This window comes from Oleiphilus sp. HI0067, from assembly GCF_001635735.1.
Genome location: NZ_LWFI01001222.1, coordinates 14,990 through 35,790 on the forward strand (window position 1 = coordinate 14,990; position 20,801 = coordinate 35,790).

Here is a 20,801-nt window from a genome sequence, read left to right on the forward strand (position 1 = left end):
CTAACGCTTCCGATTTATGGATTTAGACTATGCGCATACTCCTTACTCTATTGCTTACCGTATCTTATTCCTTGTCCGTTGCCTCTTCAGGTGATGAAAAGTTTGTACAAGAAACCGCGATAGATGTATACAAATCAGAGCATTGCGGCTGCTGTAACGGCTGGATAGATCATCTAGACAAAACCGGCTTTCAAACAAATCCCATTAACCACACTCAACTGAACGGCATCAAAGATAAGTTTGGTATACATCCAAAGCTACGATCATGTCATACCGGTGTAGCGGGCAACTACGTTTTCGAAGGCCACGTACCTCCTATTTCGATGAAACAATTTCTCGACAACCCTCCCCCTGGAGCACTTGGATTAAGCGTACCCGGAATGCCAATAGGTTCAGCTGGTATGGAAGATGGGGATCGATTTCAAGCGTATAAAGTATGGTTAATGAATAAAGACGGCACAGTCGAGGAATTCGCATCCATCAACAGCTATGAAGAACAGTTTTAAGTCTATACTCATTGGTCAATACATTTTCGGCGAACACTATGAATAATTTTGAACATCTAGGACCTCTTGCATTACTAGTTGGCACATGGATCGGCGACAAAGGCTCTGACACCTCCCCCGAGCCAGATGGAACTGAGAAAAACACTTACCGAGAAACCGTAACTTACACCCCCATCGGTGATGTTGATAACGCAGAAGAGCAAGAACTTGTCGGTGTTTATTATCACCAAATCGTTCATCGTATACGTGACAACAAGCATCTTCACGACCAATGCGGCTATTGGATGTGGGACAAAGAGAACGATTTAGTTATTCACACTTTAGCTATTCCACGAGGCGTTTCAGTCGTACTAGAAGGTAAAGTTGAGAAAACAGAGAATGGTTGGGCATTCAAACTCCGCGGCCGAGACCGCGAAGGACACATAGCACAGAGCGTTTTCATGCGAGAAAAGGCTTTAACTACATCAATGAGCATGAATCTGGAGTTAGAAGAAAATAAACTGGCCTACGATTTGGATATGGATCTAGAAATCTACGGTCGAAGCTTTGATCACTTAGACCATGCAGAGCTAACTAAACAGAGCGATACATAATAAAAAGCCAAGACACTGTCTTGGCTTTTTCATCTAATGGACAAGCTTAACGTAATAGCTTTGCATCCAAACTAAACTTCCCCGCTCCCTGCGCAGCAAGCACTAGAAAGCCTCCTGCCATCGCGATATTTTTGTAGAACAAGATGAATTGCATCTGATCTTCTAAATTTCCGTGAAACATAAATCCGCTTACAACACAGAAAATTGCTAACGAGATAGCGACTAAACGCGTTTGAAATCCAATTATCAGGGCAATCGCTGCACCAATTTCAAATGCTATGACTAATGGCAGCAAGGCTTCAGATAAGCCTACTGATGCCATGTACTGAGCAGTGCCTGAAAAATTTTGAACCTTACTAATACCCGCCAATAAAAATATAGCAGCTAAACCAACTCGACCAACAATGTCGAATATCGATTGTAAGTTTGGCCCTGTTAACGCCTGATCAACTGATGTTAATAGTTTTGTTGCACTCATGATTCCATCTCCTAAATTGAATTATCTTTCAGAACGGAGACAAGTTTATTAAGCAGTTCACTAAGGTTTAACACCATATTTTTAAGGCTTTACTTCAAATTATTTGAACGATAGCAGCACTTTCCTAAGCGCTCCTCATTGCCAAGCATGAATTACTTCAAGTTTTAGAAGCTTATTCGCAATCCATCACTCGCTTGGACTTGTAAAAATGCCTTAATAATTGCACTCTACGCTTACGTTGCGCAATTTCTGCACAACCCGGTTCGCAGTCTGGAAAACTCCAAGGAAACGGAGAAAACCGATCAAGGTTCATAACTAAAGGGATTAAAAAATGAAAACACTAAAAACTGCATTAAAAGGAATAGCGACTGCTGCTGCTATTTCTCTCAGTGCCGCATCTGCAAACGCCGCCGTAATAGAGCTTGCGCTTGTTATCGACAGCTCAGGAAGTATCGGCTCAACCAATTACAACGCACAACTAGATGCCTATAAAAACATTTTCCAAGATGACTTTTTTACGAACGTTGTTACATCAAATGACGAATTGTATGTAAGTGCTTGGCGCTTCTCATCTGGTGTAACCGAAGCAATTTCATGGACGCATTTGACAAATGATACAGAAGCCGCTGCGTTTGGTGGATTATTCGACGGAGGCGTGACAACCGGTCTTAGCTATACATCAGGCACGACTAATACTGCCCAAGCTATTACTGATGCCGCAAACAGCATTACATCAAACTCAATTGATGGTGACAGTTTAATCATCGATATCTCTACAGACGGTTTCCCTAATGTATGTGGTAATGCTTGTGGGGGCGAGAGTGCATATGACGCAGCAATTAGTGCAGCAACAACAGCGAATTCAAACGGTATTACTGTTAACGCCATTGGTGTAGGGGATGCATTGACCAACGCGAGTGGACAAAACTTTTTAACAAGCTTAACCACTGCTGGCGGAGGTTTTTTTGTTACTGCGAACAACTTCAGCACTGACTTTGAAGCTGCATTGAGAACAAAACTGTTCAGAGAAATCAACGATGTTGAAGTATCTGAGCCGGGCACTTTAGCTTTGTTTGCTATCGGGCTAGCAGGATTAGCGGCAACACGTCGTAAAAAAGCGTAATTACGCCAAGCTCCTGACCATCAGTGTCAGGAGCTTATCTCCTCCACAAAATTAAGAACTTAGGTTGATCTCACGCTGAGCGCCATCACGCTGAATGACATAACTAGATATTCCAGTATTAGACATCATATTTCGTTGCATTAATTTCGCAGCACTTTTAGTTGGAAACTGCCCAACCACCACGGAAAAATACTGTTTACCATCAACTTCTCTCACCAACACTCTTAGATCTTCATAGGCATCTCGATGATTTTTCGCAGAAGCTATTGCTCTCTTTTTTTCAGAAAACGCGGCAAGCTGAAGCGAAAAACCAGTGGCACCTTCAGTCACGAAAGCCTCAGCTTTGTTCGCCTGACTGAACCCTGAGTCTGACTTAAGCAGAGGTGCATCATCCGCTACAGAAACAGAATTTATAGCAGGGACGGCATCAAACACTTCCGTTGAAGTCAGCCCCTCGTATGACAAATACGTCTGTGCATCGCTATCTGAGTTGGGCCCATTGGATGTGACCTCTAGCTGTTCTGATTCAATTTGATGGGATAAAACGAGAGGAGCTTTAGCAGTGCTTTGATTAAACTGCCAAGCGATATTAAAGCCAAGCAACACGGCCAACGCTGCGATGACGGCGATAAATAAAATGAGTGTGTACAGCTCTGTTTGAGTAAAAGAATATCTGCGCATTGTGAACCTCCACAAAAGTGGTCAATTCTTATACAAAACTGATACCAAGGATTTTTTCTATATTAAAAACAATAACTTGACTGCGAGAAATGGAGTAAGCACATCCATTCGAAATAGAATGCCAAAACCTTGACGTTCCATTTCTTGCTTAATTCTGACAACTAAACAGATTTTTTCTTGTGCGCATCTTTGTAAACAAATGCTGCAAAACCACCTAGAAACCCGATAGTTCCAAGAACGACAATTACGCCCGCAATGATTGTTTCATCTATATACATATTTCTGTCTCCTTAGTTAGTACATTCAGGCTATCAAAGGAGTTCTCCTGCAGGCTTGAGCCAGATCAATTCAAGATCCATTGTTTTCATAGAATAACGCGCACGAATTCTAATAAGTCATAAAAGTGAGATTGTCTGCACAGTTGCTTGAGAGTAGCTAAGTTAATATTTCGGGACTTGAGTGCAATGCTGTTAGAGCAACAATAATTAATGCACCTTGACTACGAGAGGGCTCTCTTCTCTTTTCTTCAATGAAGACTTTATTTAATTCTTTTTTCGCCGAACGAAAGCCATGCTAGATGAAATTTATTTTCGCTTGCTGATGGAGCTTGCTCCTGAACCACTCAAGCCGCGACCATTAGACGCTGAACGCATCGTCAATAATTTTGGCATGAGTGAAGAGTCACGAGATGCTTATGGTCATTTGGTGGGTTCGATCTATGAAAACGACCCTAGCTCCGACATAGGGCTCCACTACGGAAGACTGCTGTGCCCCTACGCCTTGTGTGATTTTTCGCGCGCGCTAATGACCGCACCATCGTTCGGCAACGCAATGCAAATAATTAACGATTTGCATTACATGCAAGGTGCTTCGTATTACTTAACTACGTTTGAAAGCAGTGACTCTATTTCAATCGCACTAAACTATCCCTACAAGAAAAACGTGTCGGAACATCAAAGACGTTTTTGCGCTGAAGCGGTCTTCATTTATTTAGTTAACCTTGCACGCGACAGTCTTTGCCATTCAATCTCCCCATGCAAAGTCTGGTTAGACTTCGATAAGCCAAGTTACGCAGACGCATACTCCGAGCTGTTTGGTCTGAACATTGAGTTCAACGCCCCATTGTCTATTCTCGAATTTAAAAACGAGCTAAGCGATGTGGGCTTAAAAACTTCAAATCATACATTGCATAAAACCTACATCAAAAAATGCGTTGATAGCGCGCGTAATGCTGAGAGATATTGGAGCTTTGACTATCGAACAAGTACGCAATTGATTCGACATCTTCCTGATTCGTTCAATGGCTCGACTCTGTCGACGATACTTAGCATTTCCCCCCGCGGACTTCAGAAAAAACTCAGCCTACTCGGCACGTCATTTTCCGAGCTCTCATCTCAAGCTCGTATAGAGTTGGCAAAAGTATTTCTTATCCAACAAAACAAAAGCATTGAGACAACCTCCGAACTTCTCGGATTTCAAACGATCTCAGGTTTCCGCCGTTTTTTTAAATCAGAGCTCGGAATGACCACTAACGAGTTAATCGCTAGCGCCCCCGAAAACGCTGCCATCCAAAATTTGTTGTAAGCAACTACAAAGATAGGCGCGCGGATACCTCCCTAAGCATTCCAATATTCCTTTATTTATATAGAATGGCTTCTAGGCTTAATAAATACCTTTAATAAACAAAGAGAAAACGATGAAAAGCATTAAGAAATCCTCAAAACTCGACAACGTGTGTTATGACATTCGCGGCGAAGTTGCCCGCGAAGCACGTCGTCTCGAAGAAGAGGGGCATCGTATTCTCAAACTCAACATCGGCAATCCAGCACCGTTTGATTTTGACGTCCCCGAAGAAATTCAAACAGATGTGATTCGCAACCTTCCTAACGCACAAGGTTATTGTGATTCCAAGGGCTTATACTCTGGTAGAAAAGCTGTCATGCAGCACTACCAAGCCCGTGGAATTTTAGGTGTCGATATTGAAGACATCTATTTAGGGAATGGTGCGAGCGAGCTGATTGTGATGGCTATGCAGGCCATGCTTAACAACGGTGACGAAGTGCTAATTCCATCTCCCGACTACCCACTTTGGACGGCGGCGGTCACGCTGAGTGGCGGCAACGCAGTTCACTACAAGTGTGATGAGACACAGAACTGGGAGCCAAGTATTGATGATATCAAATCGAAGATATCAGAAAACACCAAGGCCATCGTAGTTATTAACCCCAATAACCCAACCGGAGCAGTGTATTCAAAAGCGTTGCTCTCTCAGATTGTTGATCTTGCCCGCGAACATAACTTGATTCTTCTTGCTGACGAGATCTACGACAAAATTTTATATGATGATGCTGTGCACTTCCCGATGGCAGGAATGTCGAATGATGTCATCACACTTACCTTTAATGGCTTATCAAAATCTTATCGTGCAGCGGGCTATCGCTCTGGCTGGCTTATGATCTCAGGCCCTAAACATTTAGCGTCTGACTTCATCGATGGATTAGATATGTTGGCTTCAATGCGTTTGTGCGCAAACGTTCCAGCACAGTATGCCGTTCAGACCGCTCTTGGTGGATACCAGAGCATTAATGATCTGATCATCCCCGGTGGTCGCTTCTACGAGCAACGTAATCTGGCTTACGAGCTGTTGAATAAGATTCCCGGCGTACAATGTACTAAGCCAGAAGGCGCACTTTACATGTTCGTGAAGCTAGACCCTGAAGTTCACAAAGTCTACAACGACGAACAACTAGTACTCGACTTGCTCAAACAACAAAAAATTCTCATCGTGCATGGTACTGGCTTTAATTTGCAAGACACTCAACATTTCCGTTTTGTATTCCTACCGCGTGAAGATGTACTTCGAGATGCGATTGCGCGTTTCGAAAAATTTTTACAGACCTACAAGCAGCTTCCTGAAACAGAATAAAGCATGTACGACATACACATTGAAGAGTTTTATCGCGATTGCGCGGTCGTACTATTGCAGCTTTATCAGAGCTTTCCTGTAAAAAGTTCGGTTTTTGTTGAAGACGTTGCAGGCCCAGATAATCCTGACGAATTTGGGCTTCATAGCCCTCGTTTTCAGGCCTGTTTCGGAGCAATGTTGTGGCTAGAAAGCGAAGGATACATGAGCTTTGAGTCAACGCTTCGACAAGAAGCGATTGAGCAGGCGACGCTTAGCGCCCTAGGACTAAGATTGCTCAATCATCTAAGCGATGAGTTAGCCGAAGAGGACAACAAGCTTCCTAATGTAGAGATCCTTAGAATTGCTTTGAAGAATGGGACCTCGACTCACTTGGCTCGCTTGATGATTCATTTGTTTTCAGAGTACAAAAATAAATAGACGAACTTATGCACTGTAAGCGATGTCGTACAAGACGTAGTCGTGATAGCCACATAAAATGGGCCGATAACCACTAATCTCTTGGTTCAGAGCATCGTCTCCACTATCGACCTGCAGTGCTTTACCCTCTAACGCATGAAGCTTTTCTTGCGTCCCGACAAATTGAATGTTGGTAATGCCAAGCATTCTTAACACGCGAACGCTTAGCTGCTGATTACCGCGGCCTAATACTACTCCCTGCCCTCCAATCACAGACAAAAACAACTTTGCCTTTGGATAATTGCCAAGTAAATCAATCAATACTGGTTCGTTCGCATCCTTCGCAATACACTCTCCGTTATACCAGGCATCCACACCAAGCAAGGTTGGCTCATCAATGCCGACGAACTCTTTAATATGTCGTAAGCTACCACCAGAACCAAAGAGATAAAGTACATCATCCTCGAGCGTCTCAGAGACGAATGCCGCAATGTCATCTAGCGATAACTGATCATCAGGCAAACCGCTACACTTTACGCATTGCACCAACAATTGATCATCGGGAACAAGCAACTCACCAAAGTGCTTGGTAACAACCCGCCCCTCTTGAAAGGATCGTTCGTCAATATCACGCACCTCAGCTTCAGTCACCGCAACGAGCTTACGCGCCAACATGCTCTTTATGATCGACACAACTGCTTGAGGCGTGATAGCGAAAACACCAGAGTGCATCTTCACACCACTCGGTATGCCCAGACATACCTGCTCGTTGTTTATGGACGCACAAACATCTCGAGCCGTGCCATCTCCACCAGCGAACAACAGCAAGTCCGGACTAAATGAAGATAAGATATTCACAGCCTCTTGCGTGTGCTGTGCAGTGGTCTCACTCGGCGCGGAATACACAACCTTATACATTAATTTGGCATGATCTAGCTGAGTAAAATAGTCTTCTCCCATTGTTCCGCTTGGAATCAGAAATTCAATCTGATCAAGGCTATCTGATAGGCCTTCTATGATTTGCTGAATCTTGCCTGGAATGGCACTTGTGATACCAAGTGCTCTTGCTCGCTCCGCGGTATCAACGGCATCACTACCTTTAAATCCGCTTGGTCCGCCTAAACCTGCTACAGGGTTAATGACCAGAGCAACGGTAAATCTTTTTGAATGGCTCATATACTTCGGAGCTTATCTTTGCTCATAAATGAAATTATTGAGGGTCAGACGCGCATCTTCGCTCATTTCTAAAAACTGCACGCCAAAAACAAAATGCGGTTCGCCGACAACTTCCGACTCAACATGCGCATTTCGAATAATCGCAGATAAGCGAACGTTGCGCGTCATGTCTGGTAATACTAGATCAAACTCCAACAACAACTCATGACCAAACTCACCTAGCCGATCACGAGATCTGATTTTTGCACCCGTTTTGCTTAGGTCTTCAATGATTCCATCTTTTGGCCATGTTGCATCGATATTAAAATGGCTATCTATGTTCGCCATGATTCGCGTCGTGACACGCTCTGCACTGCGCACTTTTCGCATTTCAATCATACTGGGATATGACAAAAACATATGCGGAAATGGCTCAGAAACCAATGCCAACACGCGTACCCCAAAATTAACAAAGCCAGTTTTCAACAAGAATCGTGCTTTTAACAGAGAACCTTCATTTAAAAGATCTTTCAATGCCTTTTCAGGTAAAGACACGATTAAAGCCGTATCTTTTTCAACACCAATTAAACGTACCTGCTCACGACGAGCTGGGGCTGCCAAATCTAAAGTAAGCGGCATACCAGTAGGAACACGTAAATCACTGAAACTCAATTTTTCAGGATATCTTTGTTGAACAACTGTCTGCACGGCAGCATCACCTCTCTGTGAATTTGGCGCCAAAGAAAAATTTATTTGATATTGAACCCTAGACTTTTGAACTTCGAAAACAACTCAGAATCACCCTGTTTTAATTGAATTTTCACACCAGAAAACTCGCGACGACAACGGTAATTTTTTCTTAGAGCATCAAAGCCCTTGGTACGTTCAGGCTCAGTTCCTTGCAACACACGCATCAACTGCCCCGAATCATGACGGACATCGAAACAAGCTCGAATCGCCGTGTGTAGACACCAATTAGTATCAGCATTTGAAGTAAATGACATTCTCGATAAAGGCGGTTCTTCCAAGAACTGACCAAGGGAATGCCTAGTGGGTAGCCCTAATAAATGACAAACTGATTGATAGATACGCTCTGTTCCGGAGACTTTTCCGTCGAAACTATAACCTGCGATATGAGGTGTCCCTAAATACACCATCTTTGCTAATTCAACATCAATATTTGGCTCGTTTTCCCAAACGTCTAAGATCACCGTGGGCGGGTTATCTTGGCTTAGGCGCTTCTTCAATGCCGATTCACGAATCACTCCACCTCGAGCAGTATTGATCAACACTTGCGAGCCGTTCAAAACGTCTAACTGCGCCTCATCGATCATGTAACGCGTCGGATATTCGGCATGATCTGTCAAAGGCACATGAAGACTCACCACATCACATTCGAGCACTTCTTCTAAAGTATTGAAGCTTCGCGTATCAGAACTAACAAACGGGTCATAAACGCAGGTCTTAACGCCCAGTTTACGTAGTTTTTTATCAAGTAAACTACCGACATTTCCATAACCAACAATACCTACCGATGTATGCTCATAATCAACGTCATGCGTATCAGCAAGAATTGAAATACAACTCAATATGTATTCGACAACGGAGTTAGCATTTGCGCCGGGCGCACTCGCAAATCGAATATTATTGTTTGATAAGAAATCGGTATCGACATGGTCAATGCCCGCCGTGCACGAGCCGACGAATCGAACCTTGCTGCTGGCCAAGAGTTCTTCATTCACCGCAGTCACGGACCGCACTAAAAGAATATCGGCGTCCTTTAAATCTGCGTTTGTAATTTCTCGTCCAGGCATCGCCTGTAGTTGACCCAGGTCGCTAAAAAAGCGACCTAGAAGAGGAATATTTTCATCAGCGACGATCTTCAAAAGCACCTCAGTACTGGCCAAGATCAACCAGCAATGTATTAACTATTATTTTTATCGAGTAGATGTGCAGGATATTCGCAGTTTAACTTCATGCCAATATATTGTTCTAACTCAGGCAACAAAAATGCATCATCTTCGCAGGCAAAAGAGATAGAAACTCCTGTTTCGTTCGCGCGTCCAGTTCGGCCGATACGATGCACATAATCTTCAGGATCATCCGGAAGATTATAGTTAAATACATGACTCACGCCGTCAACATGAATACCGCGTCCTGCTACATCCGTAGCAACTAAAATCTCAATACTTCCGTTTTTAAACTGCTCGAGTGTTTTAATACGCTTATGCTGAGGAACCTCTCCAGACAGCAAAGCGGCTTTGATACCCTTCGCTTTTAGAGCAGCCTCTAAACGTCTTGTTTCATCGCGACGGTTACCAAAAATAATGGCGCGACGCACATCATTTTGATCGATGTATCGACAAATAATTTCTAGCTTCTCATCAGAAGAAACCATAAATATCTTCTGATCAACCTTTTCAGTCGTTAGCTGCTCTGCTTCAATTTCTATATGTATTGGATTGCGCGTCCAACGCTGACATAAATTCAAGACATCTTGATTAAACGTCGCACTAAACAACAAGGTTTGTCGACGATCAACCTTCGGACAACGACCAAGAATGCGCTTCACATCTGGAATAAAGCCCATATCGAGCATTCGATCCGCTTCATCAATCACTAATGTGTCGACTTGATCGAGATACAGATCACCGCTGTTAAGGAAATCAATAAGACGACCTGGCGTCGCCACCAAAATATCAATCACGTTGTTTCTGACAAAATCGCGTTGCTTTTGGTAATCAATGCCACCTAAAACAGAGTAAATATTTAAACCGGCATATTTCGTCAGCGCCTTTGCATCTTTTTCAATTTGAAGGGCTAGCTCGCGCGTTGGAGCAAGAATAAGTGCACGTGGTTCACTCGCATATCGTTCTTCAGAAGGAATACGGCGCAGCATCAAATCGTTAATAATGGTGATTAAAAACGCCGCTGTCTTACCGGTACCAGTTTGTGCTTTACCAATAAAGTCATGGCCTTGAAGTGTGTACGGTAAAGATGCAGCTTGAATCTCACTACAATACTGATACTTCAAATCAGCAATTGCGTGCAGCAATTCATTCTCAAGATTTAAATCATGGAACCTCGTCTTGCCCTCAGCAGGGTCGACTTTATATTGGGAAGGGTTCCACGCTGGCTCAGGCGTTTTAGTCTTAGCACGTTGATTAGAGGAGCGTTGATTACTCTTAGGCTTACCTGTCTTTTGCGAGGCCTTTGCTTTAGATGAACTAGAGCGCGGTTTCTGCTGCGACTCTTGTTTATTTTCAGGGGAGGTTTTTGACTTAAAAAGGCCACCAAACATGCTTTAAAACGCCTACATAAAATAATTCAATAACACTGATCACGGGTGTGTGCCGTTCAATGGCCGAACACTATAACAGATCGCTTTCTACATAACTGCTTAAATTTAAATAGCAGGTCTGAGGTTTAAACACGGCATTTAGTGCTTCTGCGAATTTAGCCGCCCTATCAGGTAAGCCCTCCACGAGATACTTTATCGTTTGTTCTTGCACATCTGCTACGAAAGCACTGCTTGGCCGACATAAAGGGTCGTTCGCATTGTCTGCCGAAAGACGAAAACGAAATCCTGCTGCACAACATAAAATTCGCTCCAAGGCTTGAGGTTTTACCTCAACCCGCTCAAAGACAGATTGCTGCGCTTCATCGCGACCATCGGGCTCATACCAATAGCCATAATCTAATTGAGTACGCCGTTCTTTGCCGGCGATACACCAATGCGCGACCTCATGCATTACGCTGGCAGGATAGTCACTTCGAGAAAAAATGCGAGATTTAGCACTCACTGCAATACCTTCACCGCCCGAGAAACTCGCAGTCATTTGTGCGGGAACGTAATAAGGCTCAGAAGCCCCTATCACAACTACTGTATTTTCAGTTTCTTCGAATTGCCGATTGAAGATTTCACTGAAATTTTGTGCACTAACGCAGTCAATCATATGTCGTGGTTTACTAATAATTAGAGCCAGTTCTAATAAAGCGCGGTATCATAGCCGATTCTATTGCGCCTCTTAAGTTTCAATTGGAACCTTTTGCATTATTTGTGTTCGTATTGGCGTTGAATATTTTCTGGGAACATCAAGTGGTTATGATAAAAACAGCACGTCGCATACTCGACTCACACATTAAAGCTCGTTTATGGACTCTGTTACTCCTCTCTTTTTCAGTATTTTCTAGTGCTGCTAATGCTTCCTTCAATTTTGATTTAGATTCAGACGGCTTTGGCGCAAGCAATTCGCAATTTTTACCCGTTGACGAGGCATTTATTTTTGATGTTCAAGTGACATCTAAAGGGCTCAGAACATCTTGGAAAATTACCGAAGGCTATTATTTATACCAAAGCAAAATCGAGGTCAGCCTACTAGATTCCAACGCGACACTCGGCACACCTAATTTTTCAGACTCAGGGATTGAAGAGAACGACCCCTATTTCGGGATGACACGTGTTGTGTACAACGAACTTCAAATGGAATTACCAGTCACGCTCATTAGCGATGCTAAAGAAACGGAAATCAAAATCACTTACCAAGGCTGCGCTGTCGCTGGCCTATGCTATCCACCGCAAGCAAAGACAGTACTCTACTTTCCCGTAGAAAATGCACCGGCCCCAGTGCTCGAAGACATCGAAGCACAAATCAAGGCAAAATCACTAAGTTTAAGTACAGACGATGCTTCTTCGATATTCTCATTCATGCAGGAGAACTCTGCCTTAGCAACAGCAGCTATATTCTTTTTGCTTGGCCTCGGATTAACCTTTACGCCCTGCGTACTGCCGATGATTCCGATTATCACAACGATTGTGGCTGGCAATAATCAAAGCTCGCAAAAAAATTGGGGGCGCAATTTTAGTCTCGCATTGTCGTATGTCGCTGGCATGGCACTCACCTACGCAGCTTTCGGCCTAACAGTCGGCTTATTAGGTGCAAGCGCGAACCTTCAAGCAACAATGCAAAGCCCGATTGTTCTTATCTTTTTTGCGATTGTATTCATAGCACTCGCTGCGGCGATGTTTGGACTATATGAACTGCAACTCCCAGCTTTTCTTCGTGATCGACTACAGAACCAGAGCGCTAAACTGAGCGGCGGAAAAATAGCGAGTGTTTTCTTCATCGGCGCCCTATCTGCCCTACTGGTATCGCCATGCGTGTCTGCTCCCCTTGCCGGCGCTCTCATTTATATCAGTACAAGCAATGATGCTGGACTTGGTTTTGTGTCGCTATTTAGTTTAGGGCTTGGCATGGGCGTTCCGTTGATTATTGTGGCAGTAGGTGGTGCGCGTTTTATTCCGAAAGCAGGCGCTTGGATGAACTACAGCAAGTTTATCTTTGGCATGCTATTGCTTGGCGTTGCAGTTTGGCTAATCAACCGTCTCGTTCCAGGAAACATAGGTTTAGCACTCTGGGGCGTTCTTTCTGTCGGTGCCGCGATATACGTATTTACTCAAAGAACACACAAAATTCATACCCGCGCCATCAAATACACTTTGGGTTCGCTACTGTTGCTGATCGGTGCGCTCTGGCTATTTGGAGCAATTAAAGGATCGAATGATCCTATGCGACCGCTTACCAGTGCAGTTCTGAGTGAAAGTAAGCTCCCGTTTATCAAGGTCTACTCTTTAAAAGATCTTCAAAACGAGCTAGAAAATGCAAAACTTGCTGGCAAGCCTGCTTTTGTAGACATATATGCCGACTGGTGTATTAGCTGCATCATTATGGAAAGAGACGTCTTTCCGCAACAAGATATTGCCGACAAGCTTGGTCAGTATTACCTCATCAAAGCAGACATGACTAAAAATGATGCAGGCAACATTGCATTGATGGAAAAATACGAAATATTTGGCCCGCCTTCTTATCTGTTTTTCGATACAAATCAAAACGAAATGAAGCAACTTAGAGTTGTTGGTGAAATTGGGAAGAAGCGTTTCCAAGAGCGATTAAATCGAGCTCTTGGAAATTCAGAATGAATTCGTCATTAGCACTACCCATCGCCGCAATTATTGGCGGTGAAATCTGTTTTGCCATCATGGGGGCGCTTATAAAATATATGAGCGCCGACCTGAGTACAGAAACCATTGTGTTTTTCCGCAACTCCCTCGCGCTCATTATCATCATCCCATTGATCATTCATCAGTTTGGCTTTACAGGTTTTAAAAGCCAGCAAATGCATCTGCACTTAGTGCGTGGTTTGATAGGTGTCAGTGCAATGAGCTGCTTCTTTTATATTTTGGGCCGCATGCACTTTACCGAGGCGATTCTTTTAAAACTGTGCACACCGTTTTTTATCCCATTGATCGCAGCATTGTGGCTAAAAGAAATAAGTTCTGCAGCAACTTGGTTTGCCATCATTCTTGGTTTCATAGGTGTGTGCATTATTAGTGAGCCTAAGCTTCAACAGAATATGTCAGCCACATTCGATGCGCTATCTCTGGTAGGAATTGGTTTGTTAGGTGCGTGTCTCGCGGCGTTGGCAAAAGTCACTATCCGTAAGATGGGCGGCGGAGAGCCCGCCTTGCGAACCGTGTTTTACTTCGGTTTGTTTGCGAGTTTAGCGTCGTTGCCGGTTGCGCTTCAGAACTGGTCAGAACCGTCTTTTAATCAGTTTACCTTGTTATTGACGCTTGCCGGAGTTGCCACATTAGGTCAATTACTCGTGACCTATGCCTACAAACGGGCAGAAGCCGGAAAAATAGGACAATACACCTACACGTCGCTGATCTTCACCGCTTACATTGGGTGGGCATTTTGGGGAGAGGCCATCACACTTGCAATATTCGTAGGTTCAGGATTTGTTGTCGCTGCGGGCCTTATCAACATGAAAGTGAAGTGATCACCCAACAATCAATTAACGTTATGCTTTTTGAATAAAATAGATAAAAGCTTTGTCTTCCTCGTGCTGCTCAAGCAGGGTGTGCCCTAAAAATCTGCAAAATTGAGGAATGTCTCGCGTAGTCGATGGATCTGTCGCGCGCACTTTTAATACTGCACCGCTTTCCATATCGGGCATTTTTTCATGCAGCAGCATGACCGGTTCCGGACACAATAATCCAGTAGCATCTAACTCTATATCACATTCCATATTCGTTTTTCTAAGCTATGATTTATACAGTGCATTTTAAACATTGATACAACGGAATAAAGTATGATTCGCGTAATAATTAATCGCTACATTGCTGAAACACTTGAAAAGAATTATGAAGATGCAGCACTTGAGGTGCTTGCAGCCTCAGTAAAAGCCCCCGGTTTTATCTCGGGAGAGTCCTTAAGTGATATCGAAAATCCTCGTCACCACGTCATTCTTTGCAAGTGGCGTAGTAAATTAGACTGGGATAAATGGTTCGAATCTTCCGAGCGAAAAGAAGCTATGTCTAAGCTTTCGCTGATGCTTGAAAGAGAAGAACACGTCACTCTTCTTGACTCCCGTCATTAAACCCCGCATCAGGGCTGAGGTTTCAGCTTTAGCCCTACAACTGTTCGCTTTTTGTTCATCTTTCTAAAGTTGAACTAAACTCTTGAGCGAAATCAATTTAGCGGCAGATTTGGTTGATTTTGCATAGTGCTACATTTATTCTTCGCGCCATCTAGGTTTTTGCCCTAGATCACAATGGCAAATAAACTAAGTGCTGATTTCCGACCAGCTTCTGAACGCTTTGATTCGAATTAAAGCAAGCCTCGAAAACGCAACTGAATGGATCTTCAATAATGAGCAACGAGATCAACCCAATCACTTACAACTATAAAGTTGTACGACAATTCGCCGTGATGACGGTGGTATGGGGAATTGTCGGCATGGCTGCAGGCGTATTTATCGCCGCTCAATTAGTTTGGCCGGAGTTAAACTTCGACAACCAATACTTGAGTTTTGGCCGTATTCGACCACTGCACACTAACGCGGTCATCTTCGCCTTTGGCGGTTCCGCATTGTTTGCAACATCGTTATACGTTGTACAGAGAACCTGTCAAGCACGTTTGATCTCAGACTCTCTCGCATCATTCGTATTCTGGGGCTGGCAAGCAGTTATTGTTGCAGCAGCAATAACTCTTCCAATGGGCTTCACTAGTACAAAAGAATATGCTGAGCTTGAATGGCCAATTGATATCTTAATTGCACTAGTATGGGTTTCTTACGCGATTTTATTCTTTGGCACTATCACTAAGCGCAAAACCAAACATATTTATGTTGCGAACTGGTTCTACGGTGGCTTCATCCTGACGGTTGCAGTACTCCATATCGGTAACAATTTGGCTATTCCAGTTACCTTTATGAAGTCGTACTCTATATACTCAGGCACAGTCGATGCAATGATGCAATGGTGGTACGGCCACAATGCAGTAGGTTTCTTCTTGACTGCAGGCTTTCTAGGAATAATGTATTACTTCGTTCCAAAACAAGCTGGACGACCTGTTTATTCTTACCGCTTATCTATTGTCCATTTTTGGGCCTTAATCTCGCTTTATGTTTGGGCTGGATCCCATCACCTTCACTACAGCGCACTTCCAGATTGGGCACAAACAGCCGGCATGGTTATGTCTCTTGTTCTTCTTGCTCCATCTTGGGGTGGCATGATCAATGGTATGATGACGCTATCTGGTGCTTGGGACAAACTACGAACTGACCCTATTCTACGCTTCCTTGTTGTATCACTTTCTTTCTACGGAATGTCGACATTTGAAGGTCCGATGATGGCGATTAAAACCGTGAATGCGCTATCACATAACACAGACTGGACTATTGGCCACGTTCACTCTGGAGCATTAGGCTGGGTAGCTATGATCTCGATCGGTGCAACATACCATCTAATCCCTCGCCTATTCGGTGTGAAAGAAATGTTCAGTATTTCATTGATCAACCTTCACTTCTGGCTAGCAACGGCTGGTACAGTTCTATATATCGCAGCGATGTGGGTTAACGGAATCATGCAAGGCTTAATGTGGCGTGCAGTCAATACCGATGGCACTCTCACTTATAGCTTTGTTGAATCTCTAGAAGCGAGCCATAATGGGTATGTCGTCAGATTAATCGGCGGAGCTATCTTCCTGTCAGGCATGCTTATTATGGCCCTTAATGTTTGGCTAACTATTAGACAAACAAGTGCTAAAGCACTCGACTCAGTGCCAGCACAAGCTTAAGGAGAGCGATAGAATGAACCATGAAATAATTGAGAAAAACCTTGGCCTAATGATCCCATTAATCATTGTCGCAATAAGCTTTGGTTTCTTAGTGGAAGTTGTACCTCTTTTCTTTAACAAGGATATGAAAACACCTGTCGAGGGACTTAAGCCTTATACTGCGGTACAACTAGAAGGTCGTGACATATATATCCGTGAAGGGTGCCATACTTGTCACACACAAATGATTCGTCCGTTCCGCGCAGAAACAGAGCGTTATGGCCATTACTCAGTAGCTGGTGAATTTGTTTACGACCACCCATTTTTATGGGGGTCAAAGCGTACGGGTCCTGACTTAGCGCGTGTAGGCGGTCGCTATAGTGATGATTGGCACCGAGCTCATATGTACAACCCTCGAAATGTTGTACCTGAGTCTAAGATGCCAGCTTACCCTTGGCTGTTCACCGCTAAAATCGATCATAAGACAACACCTAAAAAAATGGAGGCTCTCCGTAAAGTTGGCGTCCCATACACTGATGAAGACATTGCAGGAGCTTCAGATGCAGTAAAAGGTAAGACTGAAATTGAAGCGCTTGTTGCTTACCTTCAAAACCTCGGTACGTTGATTGGGAACAAGTAAGCAAATAATGGATATAAATACGCTAAGGGGACTTTCGACAATATTAGTGATGATCGTCTTCGCAGGAATATGTTGGTGGGCTTTTAGTAATTCAAAGAAGAAAGACTTTGAAGATGCTTCCAACCTCCCATTTGACGATGAAGATATCGCTGAACGAACGTTGCGCGAAAAAGAGAGAGATAATCATGACTAGTTTCTGGAGCTTTTGGGTTTCAATAATCAGTTTAGGATCAATTTTCGGCTGCTTGTGGTTGATATACGTAACACGTAAGAGCCAAACCACTGACACTGAGACTGATCAAACAGTAGGTCACGCTTTCGATGGGATCGAAGAGCTTGATAACCCGTTACCTAAGTGGTGGCTATACATGTTCGTTGCAACCTGTGTATTCGCCCTCGCATACTATGTCCTCTACCCAGGACTAGGTAACTACAAAGGAATGCTATCGATTGAACTAGAAGAAGGCAGTGTGCCTTGGACTCAGGTCAATCAGTGGCAAAAAGAAGTTGAAGATGCTGAAGCTAAATATGGCCCAATCTTCGAAGCTTACGGCGCGACTCCAATTGAAGAATTAGCGCAAGACGCAGAAGCAATGAAAGTTGGTCAACGCTTGTTTGCCAATAACTGTGCAGTTTGCCACGGTTCAGCAGCACGCGGCGGTATCGGCTTCCCTAACCTAACAGACGATGATTGGTTGTATGGCGGTTCAGCTGAAGCTATCAAAGCAACGCTAGTAAATGGCCGTATGGGCAACATGCCTGCTAGGGGTTTAAACCCCGACATGACCAATGCGCAGATCGATGACATGGTGCATTACCTGCTTGCATTTAGTGGTCGTAGTGATGACCAGGAAGCCGCAGAGCGTGGTGCAGCGATGTATCAAACTGCGTGTGCTGCATGTCATGGCCCTGATGCAAAAGGTAACCAAGCTATTGGCGCACCCAATCTAACTGACAATATTTGGTTATATGGTTCTACGCCTAAGCGTATGAAGCACACACTACTTTATGGTCGTGCTGGCGTAATGCCTGCTCAATCAGATCGTTTAAGCGAAGAGAAAATCCATCTTCTTACCGCTTACGTGATCAGTTTATCTCAAAAGTAAACGACACTCCTGAGCCCTTGTTTCGAAGGGCTCTACCATCAAAAAAGCCTATTTCGTCAGTATTTAACGCAACCAGTGAAGAGAGCGTATGTCGAATAAAATTCCAGTTAAAAACATAGAACCAGGCGCAGAAAAACTCGAAACTTATAGCAGCCCAACGGCACAAGACGGCGTCACAAAGACCGTCGAACTCTACGCTTCACGCAAAAAGATATACGTTAAGAAAATTACTGGTTTTTTCCACGGAATACGACGCTACACACTTTGGGCATTAATGCTCGCCTACTTCGCTATTTGCTGGATTTCCATTAACGGCCAACAGCTGGTACATTTCGATCTTCCAGAACGAAAATTCCATGTTTTCGGAATCACCTTTTGGCCTCAAGATTTCTTCTTACTGGCAGTCACGCTGATCATCTCTGCATTCGCACTATTTTTCGTGACGACTTTATTTGGTCGCCTTTGGTGTGGCTACACCTGTCCTCAAACCGCATGGACGTTTATCTTTATGTGGATTGAAGAAAAGGTAGAAGGCAGCAGAAATCAGCGCATGAAGCTAGATAAGTCCGACAACGACATCAGCAAGATCACCAAAAAAGGTATTAAACACCTTCTTTGGCTGTCGGTAGCATTCGGAACTGGCCTGACATTCGTGGGGTACTTTTACCCAATTAGAGAGCTTGTTCCTGACTTATTTACCTACTCTGCCAATGGCTGGGCAGTTTTCTGGATCGCATTCTTCACGCTCGCAACCTATATGAATGCAGGATGGTTACGAGAGCAGGTATGCCTTTACATGTGCCCTTATGCGCGTTTTCAGTCAGTGATGTATGACGACGATACACTTGCCGTAGCCTATGACGCTACGCGAGGAGATCCTCGCGGTAGCCGCAAGCGGAACTCAGATTACAAAGAACAGGGCCTTGGCGACTGTGTCGATTGCGGCATGTGTGTTCAAGTTTGTCCAACAGGCATAGACATAAGAGATGGCCTCCAATACGAGTGTATTGGCTGCGCACTCTGCATCGATGCTTGTGACTCCATCATGGAAAAAATGGAGTATCCGAAAGGGCTGATCAGTTATACCACTGAACACCGCTTACAAGGCAAAGAAAGTCATATATTGCGTCCTAAAGCGATCGCATATGGTGTATTGCTCATTATTATGACCGGCGCATTTTTCAACCATATTCTTGGACGAGTCCCCTTAGAGTTAGACGTTATTCGTGATAGAGGCTCGCTATTCCAACTAAATGGTCTTGGTCATATTGAAAACTCTTACACCCTTAAGATCGTCAATATGACGGACGAGACTCAGCGATTCGCGATTAAGGTCGATGGCATTCCTGAAGTTCGTCTCGCCACGCGATCAGAAATCACAGTGAAATCGGGTGAAGTGTATAGTTTGCCAACAATTGTTGAAGCAAAGCCATCACTACTCCCTAGTAGCAGTAACGAGATTAGTTTTACGGTAAACTCTCTCGATAACCCAGATCTAATAGCTCATTCCGAAAGCCGCTTCCTCGGCGCTCGCGAATGATTATGTAAACTTAGCCCGGAACCCTGATGTCGAGTCAAACAATCCAATCTAAACAGCCAGATCCAAAAAAACGAAACTGGCTGTATTTTATTATGTTCTTCCCTTTAGCTTCTGTATTTCTCAGTAGCATCATGATCTACCATGCAGTGAACGGTAAAGACTCACTCGTTAGTGACAACTATTACAAAGATGGGCTCGATATAAACCAAACGATTGGGCAAGATCGTCTAGCTAAAAAACTTGCTGTACGCGCCTATGTCAGTATTGACGCAGAAGGCAACGCGCTACTAGACTTGAAAAGTCTAGCCAAAACAAAAGAGCCTTTTGTTACGCTCAAACTTGTCCACCCTACTCTCGGAGAGAGAGATTCAGTGACAAAATTCTTACCTACCGCTGAAGGTCCGTATGTCGCAGAAGTACCTGAAAACCTTAGCGGAAACTGGTATCTCGATCTATATGCGCATGATGAGTCATGGAGAGTTCGTCAAAAAACCTCATTGCCAACAGAAAACTATTTGCTTGCACCCTAGCCATA

The 20,801-nt window shown here is 43.9% G+C and carries 24 protein-coding genes; 15 read left to right on the forward strand and 9 right to left on the reverse strand.

Annotated features, from left to right (window positions below):
• The first annotated feature begins 29 nt into the window (after positions 1-29).
• Together A3739_RS18355 and A3739_RS18360 are read left to right on the forward strand one after the other, a co-directional pair.
• Positions 30-506, forward strand: a complete 477-nt coding sequence (locus A3739_RS18355; RefSeq protein ID WP_068475648.1) for a DUF411 domain-containing protein — start codon at positions 30-32, stop codon at positions 504-506.
• Positions 507-544: 38 nt separating this feature from the next.
• Complete coding sequence (locus A3739_RS18360; protein ID WP_068476955.1) at positions 545-1,099, forward strand: heme-binding beta-barrel domain-containing protein; 555 nt, start codon at positions 545-547, stop codon at positions 1,097-1,099.
• A gap of 46 nt (positions 1,100-1,145) precedes the next feature.
• Here the strand turns inward: A3739_RS18360 and A3739_RS18365 are convergent, their stop codons facing one another.
• Entirely contained in the window at positions 1,146-1,577 is a 432-nt protein-coding gene (locus A3739_RS18365) for a DoxX family protein (RefSeq protein ID WP_068476957.1), read from the reverse strand.
• Between the two features lie 331 nt (positions 1,578-1,908).
• Between A3739_RS18365 and A3739_RS18370 the strand changes: the two genes are divergently transcribed.
• Positions 1,909-2,700 carry a DUF1194 domain-containing protein gene (locus A3739_RS18370; RefSeq protein WP_068476958.1) on the forward strand — a complete coding sequence of 264 codons (792 nt, stop codon included), beginning with the start codon at positions 1,909-1,911 and terminating at the stop codon, positions 2,698-2,700.
• Between the two features lie 51 nt (positions 2,701-2,751).
• Here the strand turns inward: A3739_RS18370 and A3739_RS18375 are convergent, their stop codons facing one another.
• On the reverse strand, positions 2,752-3,381 hold the full coding sequence (locus A3739_RS18375) for an SPOR domain-containing protein (RefSeq protein WP_068476960.1): 630 nt from the start codon (positions 3,379-3,381) through the stop codon (positions 2,752-2,754).
• A 161-nt stretch (positions 3,382-3,542) separates the two neighbouring features.
• Positions 3,543-3,659: a cytochrome c oxidase subunit CcoM gene (gene ccoM, locus A3739_RS31250; RefSeq protein WP_304439253.1), complete on the reverse strand. Its 117-nt coding sequence runs from the start codon at positions 3,657-3,659 to the stop codon at positions 3,543-3,545.
• A gap of 292 nt (positions 3,660-3,951) precedes the next feature.
• Between ccoM and A3739_RS18380 the strand changes: the two genes are divergently transcribed.
• The 3 genes from A3739_RS18380 to A3739_RS18390 all read left to right on the forward strand — a co-directional run bounded on the left by A3739_RS18380 (position 3,952) and on the right by A3739_RS18390 (position 6,724).
• Positions 3,952-4,965, forward strand: a complete 1,014-nt coding sequence (locus tag A3739_RS18380; RefSeq protein WP_068476962.1) for an AraC family transcriptional regulator — start codon at positions 3,952-3,954, stop codon at positions 4,963-4,965.
• A 112-nt stretch (positions 4,966-5,077) separates the two neighbouring features.
• Positions 5,078-6,307 carry a pyridoxal phosphate-dependent aminotransferase gene (locus tag A3739_RS18385; protein WP_068502353.1) on the forward strand — a complete coding sequence of 410 codons (1,230 nt, stop codon included), beginning with the start codon at positions 5,078-5,080 and terminating at the stop codon, positions 6,305-6,307.
• Between the two features lie 3 nt (positions 6,308-6,310).
• Positions 6,311-6,724 (forward strand): hypothetical protein, encoded by a 414-nt coding sequence (locus tag A3739_RS18390; RefSeq protein WP_068476966.1) that lies wholly within the window; start codon positions 6,311-6,313, stop codon positions 6,722-6,724.
• 6 nt (positions 6,725-6,730) lie between these two features.
• Here A3739_RS18390 and A3739_RS18395 read toward each other — a convergent pair whose 3' ends face one another.
• The 5 genes from A3739_RS18395 to A3739_RS18415 all read right to left on the reverse strand — a co-directional run bounded on the left by A3739_RS18395 (position 6,731) and on the right by A3739_RS18415 (position 11,814).
• Complete coding sequence (locus tag A3739_RS18395) at positions 6,731-7,879, reverse strand: ATP-NAD kinase family protein (RefSeq protein WP_068476968.1); 1,149 nt, start codon at positions 7,877-7,879, stop codon at positions 6,731-6,733.
• Between the two features lie 12 nt (positions 7,880-7,891).
• Positions 7,892-8,566 carry a flagellar brake protein gene (locus A3739_RS18400; protein WP_068502361.1) on the reverse strand — a complete coding sequence of 225 codons (675 nt, stop codon included), beginning with the start codon at positions 8,564-8,566 and terminating at the stop codon, positions 7,892-7,894.
• A gap of 41 nt (positions 8,567-8,607) precedes the next feature.
• Positions 8,608-9,750, reverse strand: a complete 1,143-nt coding sequence (locus A3739_RS18405; protein ID WP_231876636.1) for a 4-phosphoerythronate dehydrogenase — start codon at positions 9,748-9,750, stop codon at positions 8,608-8,610.
• A gap of 32 nt (positions 9,751-9,782) precedes the next feature.
• On the reverse strand, positions 9,783-11,159 hold the full coding sequence (locus A3739_RS18410) for a DEAD/DEAH box helicase (protein ID WP_068476972.1): 1,377 nt from the start codon (positions 11,157-11,159) through the stop codon (positions 9,783-9,785).
• Between the two features lie 70 nt (positions 11,160-11,229).
• Positions 11,230-11,814 carry an elongation factor P hydroxylase gene (locus tag A3739_RS18415; protein ID WP_068473209.1) on the reverse strand — a complete coding sequence of 195 codons (585 nt, stop codon included), beginning with the start codon at positions 11,812-11,814 and terminating at the stop codon, positions 11,230-11,232.
• A gap of 149 nt (positions 11,815-11,963) precedes the next feature.
• Between A3739_RS18415 and dsbD the strand changes: the two genes are divergently transcribed.
• On the forward strand, positions 11,964-13,838 hold the full coding sequence (dsbD, locus tag A3739_RS18420; RefSeq protein ID WP_068502376.1) for a protein-disulfide reductase DsbD: 1,875 nt from the start codon (positions 11,964-11,966) through the stop codon (positions 13,836-13,838).
• Positions 13,835-14,701: a DMT family transporter gene (locus A3739_RS18425; RefSeq protein WP_068476974.1), complete on the forward strand. Its 867-nt coding sequence runs from the start codon at positions 13,835-13,837 to the stop codon at positions 14,699-14,701. The genes dsbD and A3739_RS18425 overlap by 4 nt, the downstream gene beginning before the upstream one ends.
• 21 nt (positions 14,702-14,722) lie before the next feature.
• Here A3739_RS18425 and tusA read toward each other — a convergent pair whose 3' ends face one another.
• Complete coding sequence (tusA, locus tag A3739_RS18430; protein ID WP_068476977.1) at positions 14,723-14,950, reverse strand: sulfurtransferase TusA; 228 nt, start codon at positions 14,948-14,950, stop codon at positions 14,723-14,725.
• A gap of 63 nt (positions 14,951-15,013) precedes the next feature.
• Here tusA and A3739_RS18435 point away from each other — a divergent pair, with 63 nt between their 5' ends.
• From A3739_RS18435 to A3739_RS18465, 7 genes are all read left to right on the forward strand, one after another.
• Positions 15,014-15,301, forward strand: a complete 288-nt coding sequence (locus A3739_RS18435) for an antibiotic biosynthesis monooxygenase (RefSeq protein WP_068475457.1) — start codon at positions 15,014-15,016, stop codon at positions 15,299-15,301.
• Positions 15,302-15,573: 272 nt separating this feature from the next.
• Positions 15,574-17,001: a cytochrome-c oxidase, cbb3-type subunit I gene (gene ccoN / locus A3739_RS18440; protein ID WP_068476979.1), complete on the forward strand. Its 1,428-nt coding sequence runs from the start codon at positions 15,574-15,576 to the stop codon at positions 16,999-17,001.
• 13 nt (positions 17,002-17,014) lie between these two features.
• Positions 17,015-17,620, forward strand: a complete 606-nt coding sequence (gene ccoO / locus A3739_RS18445; protein WP_068476981.1) for a cytochrome-c oxidase, cbb3-type subunit II — start codon at positions 17,015-17,017, stop codon at positions 17,618-17,620.
• 7 nt (positions 17,621-17,627) lie between these two features.
• A complete protein-coding gene (locus A3739_RS18450) occupies positions 17,628-17,813 on the forward strand; it encodes a CcoQ/FixQ family Cbb3-type cytochrome c oxidase assembly chaperone (protein WP_068476983.1) in 186 nt (61 codons plus the stop codon).
• The gene (gene ccoP / locus A3739_RS18455) at positions 17,806-18,726 is read left to right on the forward strand and encodes a cytochrome-c oxidase, cbb3-type subunit III (RefSeq protein ID WP_068476985.1); all 921 of its coding nucleotides are present in this window, start codon (positions 17,806-17,808) and stop codon (positions 18,724-18,726) included. The genes A3739_RS18450 and ccoP overlap by 8 nt, the downstream gene beginning before the upstream one ends.
• A gap of 88 nt (positions 18,727-18,814) precedes the next feature.
• Positions 18,815-20,266, forward strand: coding sequence for a cytochrome c oxidase accessory protein CcoG (gene ccoG / locus A3739_RS18460; RefSeq protein WP_068476987.1), 1,452 nt, complete (start codon positions 18,815-18,817; stop codon positions 20,264-20,266).
• Between the two features lie 26 nt (positions 20,267-20,292).
• Positions 20,293-20,796: a FixH family protein gene (locus tag A3739_RS18465; RefSeq protein ID WP_068476893.1), complete on the forward strand. Its 504-nt coding sequence runs from the start codon at positions 20,293-20,295 to the stop codon at positions 20,794-20,796.
• Positions 20,797-20,801 lie beyond the last annotated feature (5 nt).